Source organism: Geobacter sp. OR-1, assembly GCF_000813145.1.
In the GTDB taxonomy this organism is placed as follows: Bacteria; Desulfobacterota; Desulfuromonadia; order Geobacterales; family DSM-12255; genus Geoanaerobacter.
Map to the genome: position 1 here is coordinate 16,790 of NZ_BAZF01000015.1, position 18,282 is coordinate 35,071.

14 protein-coding genes are annotated in these 18,282 nt (G+C 57.9%); 6 read left to right on the forward strand and 8 right to left on the reverse strand.

Annotation, left to right across the window (positions count from 1 at the left end; all coding sequences use genetic code 11):
* The first annotated feature begins 28 nt into the window (after positions 1-28).
* Positions 29-4,876 (forward strand): Ig-like domain-containing protein, encoded by a 4,848-nt coding sequence (locus tag OR1_RS14565; RefSeq protein ID WP_041972634.1) that lies wholly within the window; start codon positions 29-31, stop codon positions 4,874-4,876.
* 21 nt (positions 4,877-4,897) lie between these two features.
* A complete protein-coding gene (locus OR1_RS14570; RefSeq protein ID WP_041972635.1) occupies positions 4,898-6,121 on the forward strand; it encodes a hypothetical protein in 1,224 nt (407 codons plus the stop codon).
* A 95-nt stretch (positions 6,122-6,216) separates the two neighbouring features.
* Here OR1_RS14570 and OR1_RS14575 read toward each other — a convergent pair whose 3' ends face one another.
* The 8 genes from OR1_RS14575 to opp4C form a co-directional block, all read right to left on the reverse strand.
* Entirely contained in the window at positions 6,217-6,846 is a 630-nt protein-coding gene (locus OR1_RS14575) for an outer membrane beta-barrel protein (RefSeq protein ID WP_041972636.1), read from the reverse strand.
* 175 nt (positions 6,847-7,021) lie between these two features.
* The gene (locus OR1_RS14580; RefSeq protein WP_152609917.1) at positions 7,022-7,672 is read right to left on the reverse strand and encodes a FlgO family outer membrane protein; all 651 of its coding nucleotides are present in this window, start codon (positions 7,670-7,672) and stop codon (positions 7,022-7,024) included.
* A complete protein-coding gene (locus OR1_RS14585; protein ID WP_041972637.1) occupies positions 7,669-8,340 on the reverse strand; it encodes a hypothetical protein in 672 nt (223 codons plus the stop codon). The genes OR1_RS14580 and OR1_RS14585 overlap by 4 nt, the downstream gene beginning before the upstream one ends.
* Before the next feature lie 195 nt (positions 8,341-8,535).
* A complete protein-coding gene (locus OR1_RS14590) occupies positions 8,536-10,560 on the reverse strand; it encodes a methyl-accepting chemotaxis protein (protein WP_041972638.1) in 2,025 nt (674 codons plus the stop codon).
* A gap of 21 nt (positions 10,561-10,581) precedes the next feature.
* A complete protein-coding gene (locus tag OR1_RS14595; protein ID WP_041972639.1) occupies positions 10,582-11,388 on the reverse strand; it encodes a substrate-binding domain-containing protein in 807 nt (268 codons plus the stop codon).
* A gap of 212 nt (positions 11,389-11,600) precedes the next feature.
* On the reverse strand, positions 11,601-12,464 hold the full coding sequence (locus OR1_RS14600; protein ID WP_041972640.1) for an ATP-binding protein: 864 nt from the start codon (positions 12,462-12,464) through the stop codon (positions 11,601-11,603).
* Positions 12,457-12,948 carry a hypothetical protein gene (locus OR1_RS14605; RefSeq protein ID WP_041972641.1) on the reverse strand — a complete coding sequence of 164 codons (492 nt, stop codon included), beginning with the start codon at positions 12,946-12,948 and terminating at the stop codon, positions 12,457-12,459. The genes OR1_RS14600 and OR1_RS14605 overlap by 8 nt, the downstream gene beginning before the upstream one ends.
* A 143-nt stretch (positions 12,949-13,091) precedes the next feature.
* Entirely contained in the window at positions 13,092-13,943 is an 852-nt protein-coding gene (gene opp4C, locus OR1_RS14610) for an oligopeptide ABC transporter permease (RefSeq protein ID WP_041972642.1), read from the reverse strand.
* Between the two features lie 146 nt (positions 13,944-14,089).
* Here opp4C and OR1_RS14615 point away from each other — a divergent pair, with 146 nt between their 5' ends.
* The 4 genes from OR1_RS14615 (at position 14,090) to OR1_RS14630 (ending at position 18,145) form a co-directional block, all read left to right on the forward strand.
* Complete coding sequence (locus tag OR1_RS14615) at positions 14,090-15,469, forward strand: sigma-54 dependent transcriptional regulator (protein WP_041972684.1); 1,380 nt, start codon at positions 14,090-14,092, stop codon at positions 15,467-15,469.
* 479 nt (positions 15,470-15,948) lie between these two features.
* Entirely contained in the window at positions 15,949-16,560 is a 612-nt protein-coding gene (locus OR1_RS14620) for a VPLPA-CTERM sorting domain-containing protein (protein WP_041972643.1), read from the forward strand.
* A 12-nt stretch (positions 16,561-16,572) separates the two neighbouring features.
* On the forward strand, positions 16,573-17,310 hold the full coding sequence (locus tag OR1_RS14625; protein ID WP_152609918.1) for a hypothetical protein: 738 nt from the start codon (positions 16,573-16,575) through the stop codon (positions 17,308-17,310).
* 40 nt (positions 17,311-17,350) lie between these two features.
* Complete coding sequence (locus OR1_RS14630) at positions 17,351-18,145, forward strand: hypothetical protein (RefSeq protein ID WP_041972644.1); 795 nt, start codon at positions 17,351-17,353, stop codon at positions 18,143-18,145.
* Positions 18,146-18,282 lie beyond the last annotated feature (137 nt).

The following is an 18,282-nucleotide window of genomic DNA, read 5'->3' on the forward strand; positions in this document are numbered from 1 at the left end:
CATCAGACAAGGGTTTATTGACAATCCTATGCGCAATCCCTTACTCAGCAGTACCGGAATAAACTTCGTTACCGTCATCTTCTTCCTGGTCGCCCTTTGCTTTCTGGTCCCCTCTGCCCACGCCGTTGGTTTCAACAACTGGAGCAGCGCCGGAGGACCGAGCCCCTCCACGGCGCTCTTCAAGGCGGTGAAGGTTTCGGCAACCACGGCTTACGCCGGGGGTGACGGCGGCGGAATTTACCTCGCCGCAACTGCGGCAACCAAATGGACCCCTTCCAGTTCCGGGCTTACCGACCGGCAGATCCAGGGGATCACGATCGACCCGGTTGCGGCGCATGTCGTCTATGCAGCCACGAAAAACGGCATTTTCAAAAGCAGTGACAGCGGGGCGAACTGGAGCCCGTCTTCCACCGGCTTGACCAGCACCGATGTCAGGGCAATCGCTGTCAACCCGGCAACCCCATCGATCCTGTATGCCGCCACCGCCGCAGGGGTCTTCAAAAGCATCGATAGCGGCGACAGCTGGACTGATGCCAACATCGGGATTGACCCGGCTGATCTGGATATCCGCGCCCTCCTGGTCAACCCCGCAACCCCGGCAATACTGTATGCAGCCACAAATAACGGCGTCTACACATCCGGGGACAGCGCCGCCAGCTGGAGCCAGGAACTGGCCGGCAAGGCGGTTTCCGCCCTTGCCTATGCCGCCACGACCCCGGCGACGATCATCGCCGGCACGGCAGCAGAAGGGGTCTATTCCAATGACGGCACCAGCGGCTGGGTCGCCGACCTCAGCCAGCCCGCCAATCTCGCGATCAACGCGCTCCTGGTCAACAACGCTACCAACCCTACCCTGTTCTTTGCCGGAACCGGCAACGGGCTCTACAAGAGAAGCATCGCCGCCGGCTCCCCCTGGACAGCGGTCACCGGCCTCCCCTCGCCGACAGCGGTCTACGGCCTGGCGCGGCTCGAAGGCGGGACCACCTATTATGCCGCCACCGACAACGGCATCTACCGGTCGACCAACTCCGGCAACTCCTGGAGCGTCTTCTCGTCCGGGCTGATCGTGGGAAAGGGCGTCACCTTCAACCCGGCCAGCGTCAACAACGTCATTGCCGGTTTCAGCGGCAGCGGGATATACCGTTCCACGAACAGCGGCGACAGCTGGATCCAGACCGCGACGCCAGCGGCGACCACCTTGTTCGCTGCATCTCTGGTCTATGACTCGGCCGGGTCGGCAGCGTATGCAGCCACAGGCAGCGGGGTGTTCAGTTCGATCGACAACGGCATCAACTGGAATCCGTTCAATACCGGCCTGACCGTTCTTGACGTCAGGACCCTGTTGATGGACCCGGCCGACACCCTTTATGCAGGAACAGCAGCCGGGGTCTTTTTCTGGGATTCCGTGGGCGGCGCCTGGAACGAGCTGAACCCGAACAACAGCCTGGGGAACAAGGATGTCACCAGCCTGGCTCATGACGGCACCTACCTGTACGCCGGCACCGCAGGCGGCGGGGTGTACCGGAGAGAGTTTGCCGGCAGCGACTGGATCCAGAAGATTTCCGGACTGGCGGCCAGCACCTCGATAACCTCATTGTCGGTCGATAGCGTGTATATCTATGCCGGCACTAAAGGCAGCGGCGTCTACCGGAGCGTAAACCAGGGGGACAGCTGGAACGCTGTCAACACCGGGATTCAGGCGCAGTATCAAAACATCCGCTCACTGGCGTCCATGAACACCCCCCAGTTTACGGTCGCCGGGACCAACGGCGGCGGCGTGTTCTTCTCCAACAACAACGGCGACATCTGGACCCCCATCAATAACGGGCTTAAGAATATCGATCTTTATGTCAACGGGCTCACCGCGGTAGCGACAAACCCGGTCAAGGTCTACGCAGCCACTGACGGCGGCCGGATATTCTCCCTATCGGTCGCTCCCGATGCCGCGGTCAGAACCGTCAACCCGGCCGACAATTCAGAAACCCCGGTTACCGGCACGCAAAACTACGGCAAGGTGAACATCGGCGTCACGGGGAGCATTGTCTTTGCTCTCCGCAATACCGGCACCATCCAGCTGAACGTGGCATCGCTCAACTTTACCGGCATAGCGGCCGACGTCGCCCTGTTCGAGGTCGTCAGGGCCGGCAACCGCCAGTGTGGCGACCAGACCAATCTCCCCTTCACCATCAATGCCGGCGACTACTGCACCATCGGCGTGAAGTTCTCGCCGACCCCGGTGGCCGGCTCAGGTATCAAGCTGGCCGACCTGACCATCGGCTATGATGCGCCGGTCAACCCGATAGTTGTCAGTCTCAAGGGGGAAGCAGGCTACCCGCCCGAGGCGCTGATTACCGCCCCGCTCCTGAATGCGACCATCAGAACCACTGGGGGCGGCGGCTTTCTGATGACCGGCACCGCCACTGACACGGACGCAGCCGGAAATCCGGGCGACGGTTCCACCCTGGCGAGCGTTGAGATCTGGACCAGCGCCGACGCCCTCTGGAAGACGGCGAACAAAAATCCGACCCTGAACTCCTGGACCAGTTGGAGCTACCCCTGGAACGCCGCAACCAGCGGTGATTACATCATCAAGGCCCGAGCCACGGACAACAAAGGTTTTGTGCAATCCGCCCTCTCCCAGGTCAATGTAACGGTGGACAACGTGCCGCCCGAGGTCACGATAACCGCAAAGCCGCTGCCGCTCTCCAATGACCTCACCCCGAGCGTCAGTTTCACCTCCACCAAGACCGGCGCCGGCTACCCCGGGGCAAACTTTCAATGCACCGTAGATTCAGCGGCGCCCTCTGACTGCAGTTCGCCGTACGTCCTCGCAGCGCTGGCAAACGGCAGCCATACCTTCAGCGTTACGGCGTTCGACGGTGTCGAGCCGCTACCAGGCAACTCAAGCGCCCCGGCGAACTACAGCTGGTCGGTCGACACCACGGCTCCGGCCACCAGCATTACGGCCACTCCGACTCAAAACACCCAGTTCTCCGAAGCCAGCTTCACCTTTTCAGCAAACCAGGCCGACTGTACCTTCCAGTGCAAGATCGACGCGAACCCATTTCTTTCCTGCACCAGCCCCCAGGTCTACAGCGGGCTCACCGACGGCAGCCACACCTTCACCGTCCAGGCGACCGACCCTGCGGGAAACACCTCGGCATCCGCGCCAACAACGCAGAGCTATACCTGGAAGGTTGACAAGAACGACCTGCCGGTATCCGTCATCACCAATGCCCCGGCGGCCCCGCTGACCGGCAGCACCTTCACCTTCAACGGAACCGCAGCCGATGCCGTATCCGGAGTGAAGATCGTTCAGGCCTCCATCGACGGCGTCAACTGGGCAAACGTAAACGGCACCACCACCTGGAGTTATCTCTGGAACCTACCGGCAAACGGGGTCTACACCATGCAGTTCCGGGCCAAAGATAATGCCGACAACCTGCAGGCGACCAATGCCACCGCCAATATCATCATAAGCAACCCGGTTCCGAAATCCGTAATCACCTACCCGGCCACGAACGCGCTCATCGGCAGGGCCGGTTCCACCACCATTATCGGAACCGCCGCTCCCGACAGCAACGGGCTCCCGCTCCAGAAGGTCCAGACGGCCATCTACCCCACCGCCTCCCCCCCGGCAACCCTGACCTGGATCGATGCCATCGGCACCACGTCGTGGAGCTACCCCTGGACGGTTGGCAGCGGTTCCAGCGACGGCGCCTATACAGTCCAATCGAGAGCGGTCGATACGGCCGGCAACCCGTCCCTGGCCGACAGCAACAGCAGCGTTCTGGTGACCATCGATCAGACGCTCCCCACATCGACCATCGACGCCATTGCCAATCCTCACCTTCAGGGTCATCTGCTGCAGATGACCGGGACCGCCGGCGACAACCTGTCCGGGGTGCAGAAGGTGGATGTTACCGTGACCGACAGCGCCAACAATGCCGTCACCACCCAGGCTTCCTATGACAGCGCTACCGGGACCTGGAGCTTCCAGAGCGCCCAATTGCCGGACGGGACCTACATCGTAAAGGTGACTGCCCAGGACAAGGCCGGCAACATACAGTTGCCGCCGTCAACTGTGACGCTTACCCTCGACAATCAGCCTCCGGTAACGACCATAACCGCGGCGCCGCCCGATCCTTCAAACCTGAGCGCGCCGTCATTCAGCTTCAGCGCCAATGAAACATCGACCTATGTCTGCACCTTTGACGGCAGCAGTGTCCCCTGCAACAGCCCCATGGGGTATTCAGGCAAGACTAACGGACCGCACAGCTTCTCGGTACGGGCGACCGACCGCGCCGGCAATGTCGAAACCGCGCCGCCGGCTTACATCTGGTCCATCGATCTCATTCCGCCGACCGTAACCGGTGTCACCCCTGCCAACGGCACCACGAGAATCCCGGTCTCGGGGGCGGCAATAACTGCCAGTTTCAGCGAAGATATAAAGCCGGCAACCATCAATGGCTCGACCTTTATGCTGAACAATGGCGCTACCGGGGCGGTCAGCTACAACCAGTCAACACGCACCGCCTCCTTTGCCCCGGCCGGAGCGCTCGGTTATGCGACAACCTATACCGCAACCGTGACTCCGGGCATAACCGATCCGGCCGGCAACGGCCTGACGGCAAACGTCAACTGGAGCTTTACCACCGATCCCGACGGCGATATCAACCTGGACGGCAAGGTAGACATAGCGGACGCCCTGATTGCCCTGAAAGCGGCGGTCGGCCGCCAGACCGTAACCGGGGCGGCACTGCTGCATGGCGATGTCGGGCCGCTCAAGAACGGCAGGCCGCTTGCCGACGGCGTCATCGACATCAGCGACGCAGTGGTCATTATTGAGCGGATACTCGGAATTTCCAATTGGTAGAAAATGTTATCAGGAGTTGTTATGAACCCATATAAGATAATCGGAACCATTTTCGCGATGATGGCGCTCACCCTGTTGAACGGCTGCGGCGGAGGGGGGAGCTCTTCGGGTGGGGTAATCACCCCGCCAACAACAACGGCCATCACCGGGGTCGCGTCCAAAGGGATGCTCAAAGGCGGGACCGTCAAGGTTTATACCCTGCCCGCATCCCGCGACATCAATCAGAAACAGTTACTGACCGCAGCCGTCGTTACCAGCAGCATTGACGGCAGATACCAGATCAATATCGGGTCACATACCGGCCTCGTGCTCCTGGAAGCGAGCGGCAGCTACACCAATGAGGCGGACGGCACCAGGAAAACCCTGGACGCCCCGCTGCGCGCCGCCCTGGTGATCGGGAGCGTCGGGGGCACGGTCAATGTGGCGATCACCCCGTTCACCGAGGTTGCCGTCAGGCTGGCCCTCACCGTCAACGGCACCCAGGGCACGATCTTGAGGGAAGAGGCGGTTACAGCCGCCAACGCGCTCCTCACCGGCCTCCTGCCGTTCGATATCCTCTCGGACCTGCCGGTCGAACCGCTGAACAGTGAACTGAACGGCGTCAGCGCGCCCCGCCAGGATTACACCCTGGCCTTGGCCGCCGTGTCCAAGCTCGCGACCTCGTCATCGCTCACCGGGGTCATCGAGGATTACCGCAAGCAGCTCTTCAATACCGGCCGTTTCTCGCTGGCCGCGGTAAATGCCTTCAAGGCGGCCTTGAACGACCCGGCCACCGGTTTTTTCGCCAGCGCCTTCAACAACACCGGTTATCAGGCGTTGACCGCGGGCCTGGAGAAATTCGGCTACTACACCACGACCCTCAAGATATACGCCACCGGCAACTTCGCCACAACGGACATCATCAAGGGAATCCAGCTCGCCATCACCCTGCCGGCCGGCATGTCGGTGAAGACCGGCACGGATAGCCTGCCGCTGGCCGGCATCATCACCGCCTCGGGGAATGCGGCCATCGGTTCATACTTTGAGCCCGCCGGCTATAACAGTTCGACCAATACCCTTAGCTTTGCCCTGATCAGCAGCACCGGTTTCGGTTCCGGCGAATTCGCCACGGTCATGCTGCAGACCTCGCCGACCATCTCCCCCCCGGTCAACACCAGCTTCACAGCATCCAATGTCACGGTGGTTACCAAAGGGGGAGAGTCGATCACCGACCTGACGACCGTCTCCTTTGCAATTGTGAACTGACCCGGAGAGAGACATGGAATAAGAAAAGGCCGCATCCCTTTGGGAGCGGCCTTTTTCGTGAGACGGACTGTAGGGGCGCTGCTTGTGGCGCCCAATTAAAAGAAGTACTTTGCCCCAACGTCGATGTTGATGCCGCCGAACTCCCATTTCTGCTTTTTGACGGTGTAATCGGTCGGGTCTTTCAGCTCAATCTCGGGTTTGGCCGAGAACCACTTGAAATTGGCCCCCACGGTCCAGTGCTGCGACAGTTTGAAATCGGCGTCGAACAGGACCTGGTAGCCGACGGCAGCGCCATGGTTGCTTTCGGAAAAATTCTGGCCGGGCGTGATTGAGTTGGTATGGTCGGTATTGATGAAACCGAAGTAATAGCCGACGCCGGCCCCGGCCGAGAGCATGAGCTTTTCGAATTCAAGAATCCCCTTGGCGCTCAGGGTAACCGGCACCCCATAGGCGGTGCGATCCGTGCTTTTGCCGGCGTTGGCCTGGCTCCCCGATGTGGAGTAAAACCCGGTCCCGGCCTCGATCGCGGCATACGGCACCGGCCGGTATCCGGCAGCCACCTCGAAGTTGTAACCGGTGTCGAAATACTTGAAACCCACATCCTTGCCATTGGGGAGAAACAGGCCTCCCCGGGCCGTCACATAGGGCTCGTCTGCCGCCGAGGCGCTTCCGGCGGCAACTGTCGCCATAATCAGGGCCAATGCCAATACGGTTCTCTTCTTCACATATCCCTCCTTAGCATTTGAAAGTTCGCCATCAATTAGGACTATCCCGCGAAAGGTGCAGCAAAAAGCTTCGTATGCAAGGCTTGCGAAACTTGAGGAATGAGTCGTAGCCGGAGGCTACGTCGCAATGACGAAAGTTGAGCGTAACGCAGCAGACGGACTTTTGGCTGCGCCGTCACTTGCCGTTTTTCCCCCACAGAAGCGCCCTGACATTGGCGTCAATGGGTAGGAGATAATCCTGGGCCGAGATGACGGTGCCGTCCGCGGCCCCCACCAGCTTGACGGTGACATAGACCCGGCCGCGCGATTCGGAATAGGTGCCGACCAGCAGGGCCTGCGCCTCGTGGTTCCGCCCGATCTCGCGGACTTCGCGCGACAACATCAGCTCTCCCTCGGCCTGTTTGACAAAAATACTGTCGCGCAGTTTCATCTCGACAACCTTGTAGCCGTTCTTGGTCAGACGGGTGGAGAGATGCTCAGACAGTGTCCGCCCCAGGCGGGAACCGGACAGGGTATCGATATCGACCAGGGTGGCTACCAGCACCGCCCGCTCCTTGGGGAGACGGCGCGATGCCGGGATTTCCGCCAGCATCCGGTCCACTGCCTGGTAGCTGGCTGCCATCAGGCAATCGCCGTCTTCGGAACAGCTCTCGTTCTGGCCACCCCTGAAGCAGGCGCAGCCGGAAAGGCTGAAGCACAAAATGGCACAGCAAAAAGCTCCAAGAGCAAGGCGCGAGAAACGTGAGGAATGAGGCGTACTGGGGTACGCCGCAGTGACGAAGGTTTTGAGTAACACAGCTATTGGACTTTTGGCGAAGCCATTCATTTGCCCACCACCTCCATCCGTTTGATTGGCCGCTCCAGCGCCTCGACAAACAGGTCCGAGTCTTCCTCCTCGATGTAATAGATCGAGCTGCTGCGGAGCCGGTACTGGTTGTCGGTTACGATCGATGTGGTGACGATCAGCTCGGTATGGGTCGCCCCGCCGGCATAATGCCCCAGCCCCCAGTCCATGAGGGCGGAAACGCCGAGCGCCGCCGGCAGCGCCTCCGCGCCAGACTCCACCATGCCGTGGATGACCCAAAGCCCGGCGGTCAAAGCGGTCACGGTGCCGGGGATATGGGTGTACCGGTTGCTGGCATGGCGGACAATCTGGGTGTCATAGTTTATTTCGACCGTGCCGCCGACCGGGTGGTCGTTCACCGCCAGCCCCCGGTTCACCAGGCGGGTGATCAGGAAGTTCCGGAACGCCTTGTTGAACGGCGTGGCTTCGCGCATCTCCCGGACATACACCGGCTTGTCCCTGATGGCGCTCTCCTTGCCGTACGCCGCAATCTGGGTCTGCAGCGCAATGTCGTCGGCCAGCACATCCCAGTGATGGGCGGCCCGCGCCTTTTTCTGGGTGGAGATCGGATAGTTGGCCGGGATCGGAAGCTGGGAGGCGCAACCGGACAGCAGCAGTATGGACGAAATCAGGATCAACGAAATTCGCATCGGTTCCCCCACGAACAGGTTTCAAATATACGACTTCTCGGCGCCATGCAGTCAAAATTCCGACAGGGACCGGCCGGCTCCAAAACAGTGCCAACAGCGGCTAAGCGGCCTGCTGCACCGCTGAATCCGCATTGTCTGAGGGAATTGTGCAATGTCTTTGCCAACTACAGGGATAGAGGGAGAATTGAAGGGGATCTATTCGGGGGTGTTCGTCTTGAAACTGTTGATCTCGCGCTTGAGCGACTCGACTTCGGAGCCCATGGCAATGATGCGGACCGAGACGTCCCGGACGCCATTGACCGTTTCCGCCCCGATCTGGATGATCCTCTTCATCGACTTGATCAGCTCCTGACTGACTTCGCGCTGTTCCCGCGCCGCGTCGGAGATCGCCCTGGTCCGGTCATTGGCATGGGAGAGGTTCTCGGATATCAGCTGGATGGAGCGGGTTTGCTCCTCGGAGGCGCTTTTGGTCACGTCCATGGCGGTTTTGATCGCTCCGAACCCGTCGAGAAGGGAGTTCATCCCCTTCTCTTCTTCCCTGGTCGCATGGTTGACGTCGCTGATGAGGTTTCGGATCTCCCCGAATGCGGCAACGATCTGATCCAGGCTATGGTTCTGCTCTGATGCCACCTTCTCCAGGGAGACCACCATTTCCGCGGAACGGCCCGATGATTCCTGGATGGAATGCAGGGCGTCGCTGGCGCGGGCCGCAACCGACTTCCCTTCCGAGACCATCCGGGTCGTGTCCTGGGTCGATTTGACGGCGCTGTTGATCTCTCCCTGGATGGTCGAGACGATCGTTTCGATCTCCTTGGTGGAGATCGCGGTCTTGTCCGACAACGATTTCATCTCCGAGGCAACCACCGCAAAAGGTTTGCCGTGTTCCCCGGCCTGGCCGGACAGGATCTGGGCATTCAGGGAGAGCAGCTTGGTCTGTTCCGTGACCTCCTTGATGACGTCGAGGATCTTGGCGATATCCTTGGAGCGGGTGCCGAGATTTTCGATTGTGGCGGAAAGCGCGGAAACGAACTGCTCGATCCGCAGCATGCTCTCAATGGCGTCCTGAACCGACTGAATACCGCGCTCGGCAATGATGGCGTTGGTCTTTTTCGAGATCTCGGTGGTTTCCCTGACAAAGCCGCTGATACTGGTGACCGACTCGCTGATGTTGGAGACCGCAGAGTCGGCGAACCCCATGGAGCTGTTGGCCCTGCCTGCGGACAGCGCCACTTCCCGCGATGACCGGGTTATGGCCAGAACCGAATCGTATGACTGGTGGATATTGTTGCTGAGCCGCTCCATCTTGTCCGCAATCCCCTGGGAGGTTGTCAGGATCGCACTGAGCGCCTGGGTGCTCTCGTCCGACAGTTCCAGCAGGTTATCGGTGGCTTTGATAACGTTTTCCAGGGAATCGATGGCGTTCTGGACCGATACCATGGCGTTTTCAGTGGAAAGCTGCTGCCGGTTCACCCCGTTGATCAGGTCCTTGAAGGTCTTGTTCAGCACCTCCGTGGCCTTGGCGACATTCACGGAGATCCCCTTGTACCGCTCCATGGTCGTGGCCAGCCAGCTGATGAGAAACCCGAGCCCGCCGGAGATGGCGCCGAACTCATCGTCGGTCTGCTCCACGGTGCGGCTGGTCAGGTCCCCCTTGGTCATCTGTTCGATGGTCTCGCCGATGGCGGCAACCTTGGAACCGATGTCCCGGTTGAAGAAATAAAAGACGAACCAGGCCAGGGCGAGAAACAGCAGCAGCATGAACAGCGCAGATGTCGTTGCCTGCTTGACCAGGTTCTTCACGACCCGGTAATCGGTATATTCGAAGACCATCTTCCCGACGGTTTCCCCTCCGTCGACCACCGGGATCTCCAGCTTCAGGATCTCTCCCTTGGACTTCTTCTCCGTGCGGTCGACAATCGTCATCCCCTTGTCGATATAGGTGATCCGCAGGATATCCGGGTCCTTGATCAGCTCGTCGATCAGCTGGCCGAGATAGGTAAAATCGAAAGTACCGCGCGACACCACTGCCAGAGCGCCGAGCTGTTTCCCGGTAAGGGTCAGCTTCTCGCGGATGTCGTTCTTCTGGATCTGCTCGTTGGTATAGAGCGACCACCCCAGGGCAATGCTCTGCCCCAGAAACAGGACCAGCAGGAGCCTGAGAACAAAGCGCCGCGACAGGCTCTTCGAATAGGATTTTTTCAGCATGACGAATTCAGGCAAAAGAACGACTCCGCTGGGAAATTAGAATGAGAACGGTACCGGGATTGCTTTGTCCCCCTTGATGATCGCCTGCCCTTCCGGGGACTTGACAAAGCCGAGGAACCGTTTGACCGCCTCACTCTTGTTCTTGAGCACCAGGTTGTTGTGCAGGATAAACGGCCACTTGCCGCCGGCCAACATCTCATGGCCCTTGCCGTCGATCTTCAGCGCCTTGAATTTTCCCTTGGCGTTGGCAAGCGAGATGGTGTCCAGTGCCCCAATGGCGTTGGGCTTGGTTTCCAGGGCATTGATCATGTCCTGATGCTTGGCCAGGTTCATGATCTCCGGCGCCTCTTTCAGATTGGCCATGCAGGCAAAGGCCTTTCTGAAGTTGACCTTGGTGGAGTCGCTCTCGGGCCTGGTATAGGCGGTAATCGGCGCATCGGCGCCGCCCAGCTGCTTCCAGTTCCTGATCTTGCCGCTATAGATGTCGCAGAGTTGCTGGCTGGTGATCTCCTTGACCGTCACGTTGTTGCTCACCGCCACGACACCGGCGACCTGGGCGATCTCGACCGGCTGCAGGGAAAGCTTCTTCTGTTCCGGAGTGATGCCCATGGCCGACATGGCGATATCGATCGCCCCGGCGTTGAGCGCCGCGATCCCGCCGGGCTGGCCAAGAGATTTCTGGTTCACTTCCACGGTATCCTTGGGGTACTTTTTCATGTACGCCTTCCCCAGCTGGGTCAGCAGGGGGATCATGCTCCCGGAACCGCCGAGTTTAATGGTTTCGGCACCGGCAGCGGTCGAGACCAGCATGGAAAGCACAACCAGCAGAATGATCTGTTTCATCTCTCTCCTCCTGACTATATGAACTGTATTAGAGTGTAAACATATATACCGTAATAAAGGCGATTTGCAACCGGCAGTGCTTCTGCAGAGATTCAGACAGGTAATTTATCTGTAATTTACCGGTCAAACTTTAGAATTATTTTAGTGTGAAATAATATGGCCTGGAAATACAACTAATTAGATTAATAAATAATAAGCAAAGAAAAGACCGTTCAGGAGAGCCGGCCGCTGAGGTCGGCAATGAACTGCCGGGCCGAACGGCCGCTGCGGCGACCGCTCTCCATGGCCCAGAGCAGAGCGCGGCGGCGCAGCTCGCCGCTTGCCAGGGGGATATCGAGCTGGCCGGCGTAATTCGCCACGATCGCCAGGTAGGTCTGCTGATCAAAGGCGGTGAACCCCAGGGAGAGGCCGAACCGGTCGGCCAGGGAAAGCTTCTCGGATATCGCCTCTTCGGGGTGGATTTCGGCAGAGCCGCTGTTATCGCTCGTCAGTTCCGGCATCAGGTGCCGGCGGTTCGAGGTGGCATAGATGAGCATGTTGTCCGGCCGCTCTTCGATCCCGCCGTCCAGCAGGGTCTTGAGGGAACGGTAGTCCACCTCCCCTTCGCCGAAGGAGAGGTCGTCGCAGAACAGGATGAACCGGTACGGCTGGCTGCGGAGCAGCCCGGTTATCAGCGGCAGGCTCAGCAGGTCCCACCGCTGCAGCTCCACCAGGCGGAGCCCCTGGGGGGCAAAACGGTTCAGCAGCCCCTTGATGCAGGACGATTTGCCGTTCCCGCGCTCTCCCCAGAGCAGGACATTGTTGGCGGCCCGGCCGGCCACGAACTGGCTGGTGTTCCGCACCAGTTCTTCCTTGACGTAATCAATGCCGATCAGGTCGTCGAGGTCGAGCAGATGCGGGTGCGCCACCGGCGCCAGATTGCCGCCGCTGGCGGCCCGTTCCCAACGAAAGGCGATAAACCGCTCGAACATGGCCGGGTCGACTGCCGGGTCGGTAACCAGGCCGGTCAGAAGCCGGTCTGCCCGGTCAAGGACCGATTCCAGCCTGCTAAGAACGGTTTCCCAGCGCTCAGGCATGCTCCGGCTCCTTCATTGGGCACTCGTTGTCCCAGTCAAAATAACCGTCGCCTGTGATCCCCCAGAACCCCTCGATCCGGCTGCCATAGTACTCCAAGGCGCAGCACTCCGCTTCAACCCGGGAGCAGAAACCGGCTGAAACCAGGCCGTTGTCGGCCAGATACCGGTAAAATCTCGCTACCCCCGGAAGGGAGTCGGCCAGGTAGGCCACAGCCGGTTCGAGGGTATTGACGATATACCAGTTGCCGGCAAACTGCCGCACCAGGCCGGGGCGTTCGTCAAAAATGTTCCGCTGCTTGACGCCGATAACAAAGTCGCGGATGAAATGGTCCGCTCCGTTTGCCAGCCTGGTTGCGGCCGCCTGGTCCAGCCCCTCAGCCAGCAGCGCCTCGTAGAATGCCATCAGCAACCCCTTGCAGAGCCCATCCACCCGGATCTCGTCGTCAAGAGATGCAATGTCAAAAGCTGATTTTTCTATCTGCATCAAGGTTCTCCAAAACCAGATTATTATGAAACGCGATTTTTGTGCGAGATCAAGGCTGTCGAGCGGGCCTGAGGAGACGTAGCAACGCTACGTCGCACGATGGATCGCGAAGACTTACGCGGATATCGCGCAAAAGGCGCGTTTCATCTATTAAGCCGCGGGTCGAGGGCGTCCCTGATCCCCTCCCCCACCAGATTGTACGACAGCACCGTGACCAGGATCGCCACCCCCGGAAACAGCGACAGCCACCAGGCAAACTCGATATAGTCTTTACCCGAGGTCAGGATGTTCCCCCAGCTGGGTGTGGGGGGCTGGACCCCGATGCCGAGGAACGAGAGCGCCGATTCGGTCAGGATCGCGCCTGCCACACCGAGCGAGGCCGATACCAGCACCGGTGACAGGGCGTTGGGGAGGATATGACGCGTGATTATCCGCAGGTCCGAAGCGCCGAGCCCCCTGGCGGCCATGACAAACTCCCTCTCCCTCAGCGACAGCACCTCGGCGCGCACCAGCCGCGCCACCCCCATCCAGCCGGTCAGCCCGATCACCACCATGATGTACCAGATGGAAGGCTCCAGCATGGCGATCACCGCCAGGATCAGGAAAAAGGTGGGGAAACAGAGCATGATGTCCACCAGCCGCATCAGCAGGGAGTCCAACCAGCCGCCGTAATAGCCGGCCACCAGGCCGATTGCGGTCCCGACGGCCACGGCAATGCCGACAGCGACAAATCCCACCTTCAGCGATATCCGCGCTCCGAAAAGCAGCCTGGTCAATACGTCCCGCCCCAGCTCATCGGTTCCGAGCCAGTGTGTCGCTGACGGCGGCATCAGCACATTATAGGCATCGATGGCGTCAGGGTAGTAAGGGGTCAGCCACGGCGCCAGCAACGACAGCAGAAACAGCAGCACCACCACGATGCCGCCGGCCATGGCGAACCGGTTTCGCCGCAGCCGCTGCCAGAATATGCCGGAGAGCCAACCCTTCTGCGCCATCTCTATCTACCGCCTTCTGATATCGGTTGCCAACTCCCCGCATTTTTACCATGAAATCGCGCTTCATGCCACAGAATCATACATTACTGTTCTCAAGACATAGCAGAGTATTGTCAATATGCGCCGAACATGATATCTTGCCCCCCGTGAAAGATCAGATTAAAATCCTGCTGGTCGACGATGACGAGATGGGGCGTGAGCCTCTTTCCCTGCTGCTCAAGCGGAGCGGTTTCGTGGTGAAGGGGGCTGCCACCGGCCACGAGGCTTTGCAGCACCTCTCTTCCGAACCGTTCAACGTCGTCATCACCGACCTGTTTTTACCGGACTCCAACGGCATCGACATCCTCAAGGAGGTGAAGCGGATCTCCGCCACCATGGAGGTCATCCTGATCACCGGTTTCGCCTCTGCCGAAACCGCGGTCCAGGCGATGAAGGAAGGGGCGTTCGACTACATCACCAAGCCGGTGAACTTCGAAGAGTTGAAGATCGTCCTGGCAAAGGCGATCGAGAAGCATCACTTGGTCAACGAAAACGTCTACCTGAAGAAACAGCTCCGGGACAAGTACGAATTCTCCAATATCATCGGCAACTCACCGGCGATGCAGCAGGTGTTCAACCTCCTGAAGCGCGTGGTCAAGACCGATTCCACAGTTCTGATCATGGGTGAGTCGGGCACCGGCAAGGAGGTCGTCGCCAAGGCGATCCATTTCAACAGCACTAGAAGGACCATGCCGTTCGTGGCGGTCCACTGCGGCGCCATCCCGGAAAACCTTCTGGAAAGCGAGCTGTTCGGCTATGTCCGCGGGGCGTTCACCGGCGCGAACAAGGACAAGATCGGGAAGTTCGAGGCAGCCAACGGCGGCACCATCTTCCTGGACGAAATCGGCACCATGCCGCTGCAGCTCCAGACCAAGCTGCTCCGAGTCCTCCAGGAGCACGAGGTCGAGCGCGTCGGCTCGCACCGGACCATCAAACTGGACGTGCGGGTGATATCCGCAACCAACAACCAGCTGGAGGAGGAGGTACGGCAGGGGAGATTCCGCGAAGACCTCTACTGGCGGCTCAATGTTATCCCGATTATCCTGCCGCCCCTAAGGGAGCGAATCCAGGACATCCTCCCCCTGGCCAGGCACTTCCTGGCAAAATACTGCCAGGAGATGAACCGTCCCCTCATGAATCTCGGCCGGGAGTCGCTGGAATCGTTGGAAGGTTACCACTGGCCAGGCAACGTGCGTGAGCTGGAAAACGTCATCGAGCGGGTCGTGGCGCTTACGGAAGCTAACCATATTACCCAGGAAGACCTCCCTCCCAATGTCAGCGGCGCTTTCCGGGAACCGGACGAATACAGCATCCGGGTGCCGATTTCCGGCATCGACCTGACCAAGACCGTCAGCCGGATCGAGATGAAGATGATCGACGAGGCGCTGACCCTGGCCAACGGGGTCAAGGCGCAGGCAGCCGCCTTACTGAACCTGAACCGGACTACCCTGGTGGAAAAGATGCGCCGCCTCGGCATGCAGCGCTGATCCCGACATCATCATCAAGCAAAAAACCTGCCCCCCAAAAGCGTTGCACTCTCTTTTATTAGATAAGCAATCGCCTAAAACCACCCACATCCTACCATTTTTATACCACTCTATTAGTTCTATCGTATTATTACAGCGCCCCCGCAGGACAAGCTTACAAGATGACAGACCATTTGTCGGAAATTTTTACACCTCGCACCTCTGCGCAATCGGGCGTAACTATTTAAATACCAAGGTCTAACACGCAAAAGCATTACTTATTTACCTTGGACTGGCGGAATTAATGTCAGATAATTTTACATACCTTCATAATTGCCGCCTTAGGTAAGAATTAATTCAACAAAAACGTATTGTTACAATTTGGTGACATTATTGCATATTAATAGTTGACATTTCAGGTAATAACCGTTAATTAAGCTGCTGATTACAATGATAAATTCATCAATATTTTCATATTAATAAGTAACTGGAGGTGCCAAATGAAAAACAAATCATTGCTCTTTGCCATAACCTTTGCTCTGCTGGTCGGGCTTTGCGGAAATGCATCCGCATACACTTACCAATACGAAGTATTTGGCAGTAATGACTTGGGTGACCCCCAAAACAAAGCCATAAATCCGTTAAATGCCATCATGCATCTTACAGCCGGTCAATCTGTTTCAGTAACAAACGTTCAAGGACAGTTTATGCTTGGTCTTTACGATACCAATGCGAATGCATTTCATTCCAGGGGATTTGTAAACCCCGACGGCACCAGCACCAACGCTCATTTTAATCAACAGGATCTTACCTATAATGGCAGCACATTTCATATTGGCTCTCTTGTCGGGCAAGTTGGTTCAGATTACTATACCATCGGCTCAGGAAGCACATTTACAGCCAAGAATTCAGGCGATTTGAAACTATTAATGTGGGGTTTGCCGTCAGGTTCGCCATCTACGATAACAGGACACACCATTTTTGCAGAAACCCATTGCGGCGGCGTAACTGCCGATGTCAGCGCCACCCCGATTCCGGGAGCTGCATGGCTGCTCGGTTCAGGAATCATCGGGTTGATCGGCCTGAAGCGCAGGAACAGCACCAAGGCCTAATCCGGAAATCCCATGAAGCGGCATGACCAAATCATGTCGCTTCACCAGTGTATTCACTTCATCACGATCATATCCGCTCTTCCTGGAGAAAAACTTATGGCGGCAACTCGTTTTCTGCAAACCTTCATCTCAGTTCTTTTTATCGCGGCCTTCTCAGTCACTGCAATAAAACCGGCTTGCGCCGGGCCAACCGCCGCATCCCCTGAACCGACACCCGGGAAATGCCTGTCCAAGGATGAAGCCGAACTTGCCGCTAAAATCAACAAGTTGCGCGTAGATAACAAGCTCCCCCCCCTGCCGGTCAGCAAGTCGCTCTATACGGTGGCAAAATGGCATGTGATCGATCTTGCGCTCTTCGCACCCCATGAAAACAAGACTGACAGTTCCGGCAAGCCGTGCGACCTGCACAGCTGGTCTGACAAGGGTGCCGGCAGGGGTGAATGGAAACCGCTCTGCTACACCGCAGACCATAAATATGCTCTGGATATGTTTAAAAAACCCCATGAAATAGTGAATTACATGGCTAACGGTTACGAAAATATCTACTGGACCTCAGCGCCTCTGAATCCTGCAATGGTTATGAACGGCTGGGAAAACAAGAAGGATGAAAAAGATATCATCCTGCAGCAGGGGAACTTCAGGAGAAACCGATGGACATCGATGGGAATAGGGATTTACGGGAATTATGCCTCGGTTTGGTTTGGTGAAGGGGTTGCCAATGATGATGAAATGTCTGCTTGCGTAAAATAATATATTTCAGGTCTGCTCTGATTTATTCCGGGGATAGAACATGAACCGAAAATATACGGCAATTCTCCTGGCGGCAATACTGGTGCTGATTGCGGCTTACCTGATGCAAGACAAGTTCGCTGACAAAGCGTCAGTAAAATCGCCTCTTGCGGAAAAGGTTCTGAAGCCGCAAGCCGAGGCCGTTGCGGCACAACCGGCTGATGAAGAAGAGCCTGCCGATGCCAGCAGTGAAATTGCCGGTAAATGGTATGGCCTGTGTAAAAAGAACAGCATCCATTCGATTGAGGATTTCCGAAAGCTGGTGGCAAACGACCCGGTACTGGCCAAACATTTTGCGGGGTTTGATTGGAAAAACGCCAGATTGGGCAGGCTCGAAGAATCGCTCCTCACGTATGTTTCTTACCGTAAAGGGAGCACCATCAAGCAAACGAGAAAACCGGTTAGATTGCCTAAGGGTGACCGGTATATCACCGACGGGACCAGGTATATTCGGACCTATTGCTGCAATGACTATGTAATTGCTCCGCCGCCAAGCGAATCGAGCGCTGACCCCCAACAGGAAATCGTTGCCGGCCCGGCCCGGCAGCTCTCAGCAGGTGCCCCCTACTTAAGCGATATCGTCTCCATGGCCGCGCTCCAAGGGATGGCAGGCGCGCCCGGTCAGAACTCGTCAGGAGCGCCGACTGGCGGCATCGACTTACCCACAAAACAGGTACCTTATCTTACTCCTCTTGAAGTTCCGCCGGTTGTCCCCATACCTGGGACATTCCTGCTGTTCGGTTCCGGCGCTGCGGGGTTGGGGATACTTCGGACCATTTTTCGCAAAATGAGGTAGTAGAGGCTTTTCGAATCCTGTCATGATCTGATTTTATGTGACAATGATGCGCATTCGTTCAGCAACTTTTATCTAGTTTTCTTTCTTTGCTTATCACTCACAATGTATCTGATCAATTGACCTGCAGAGTTTCACAA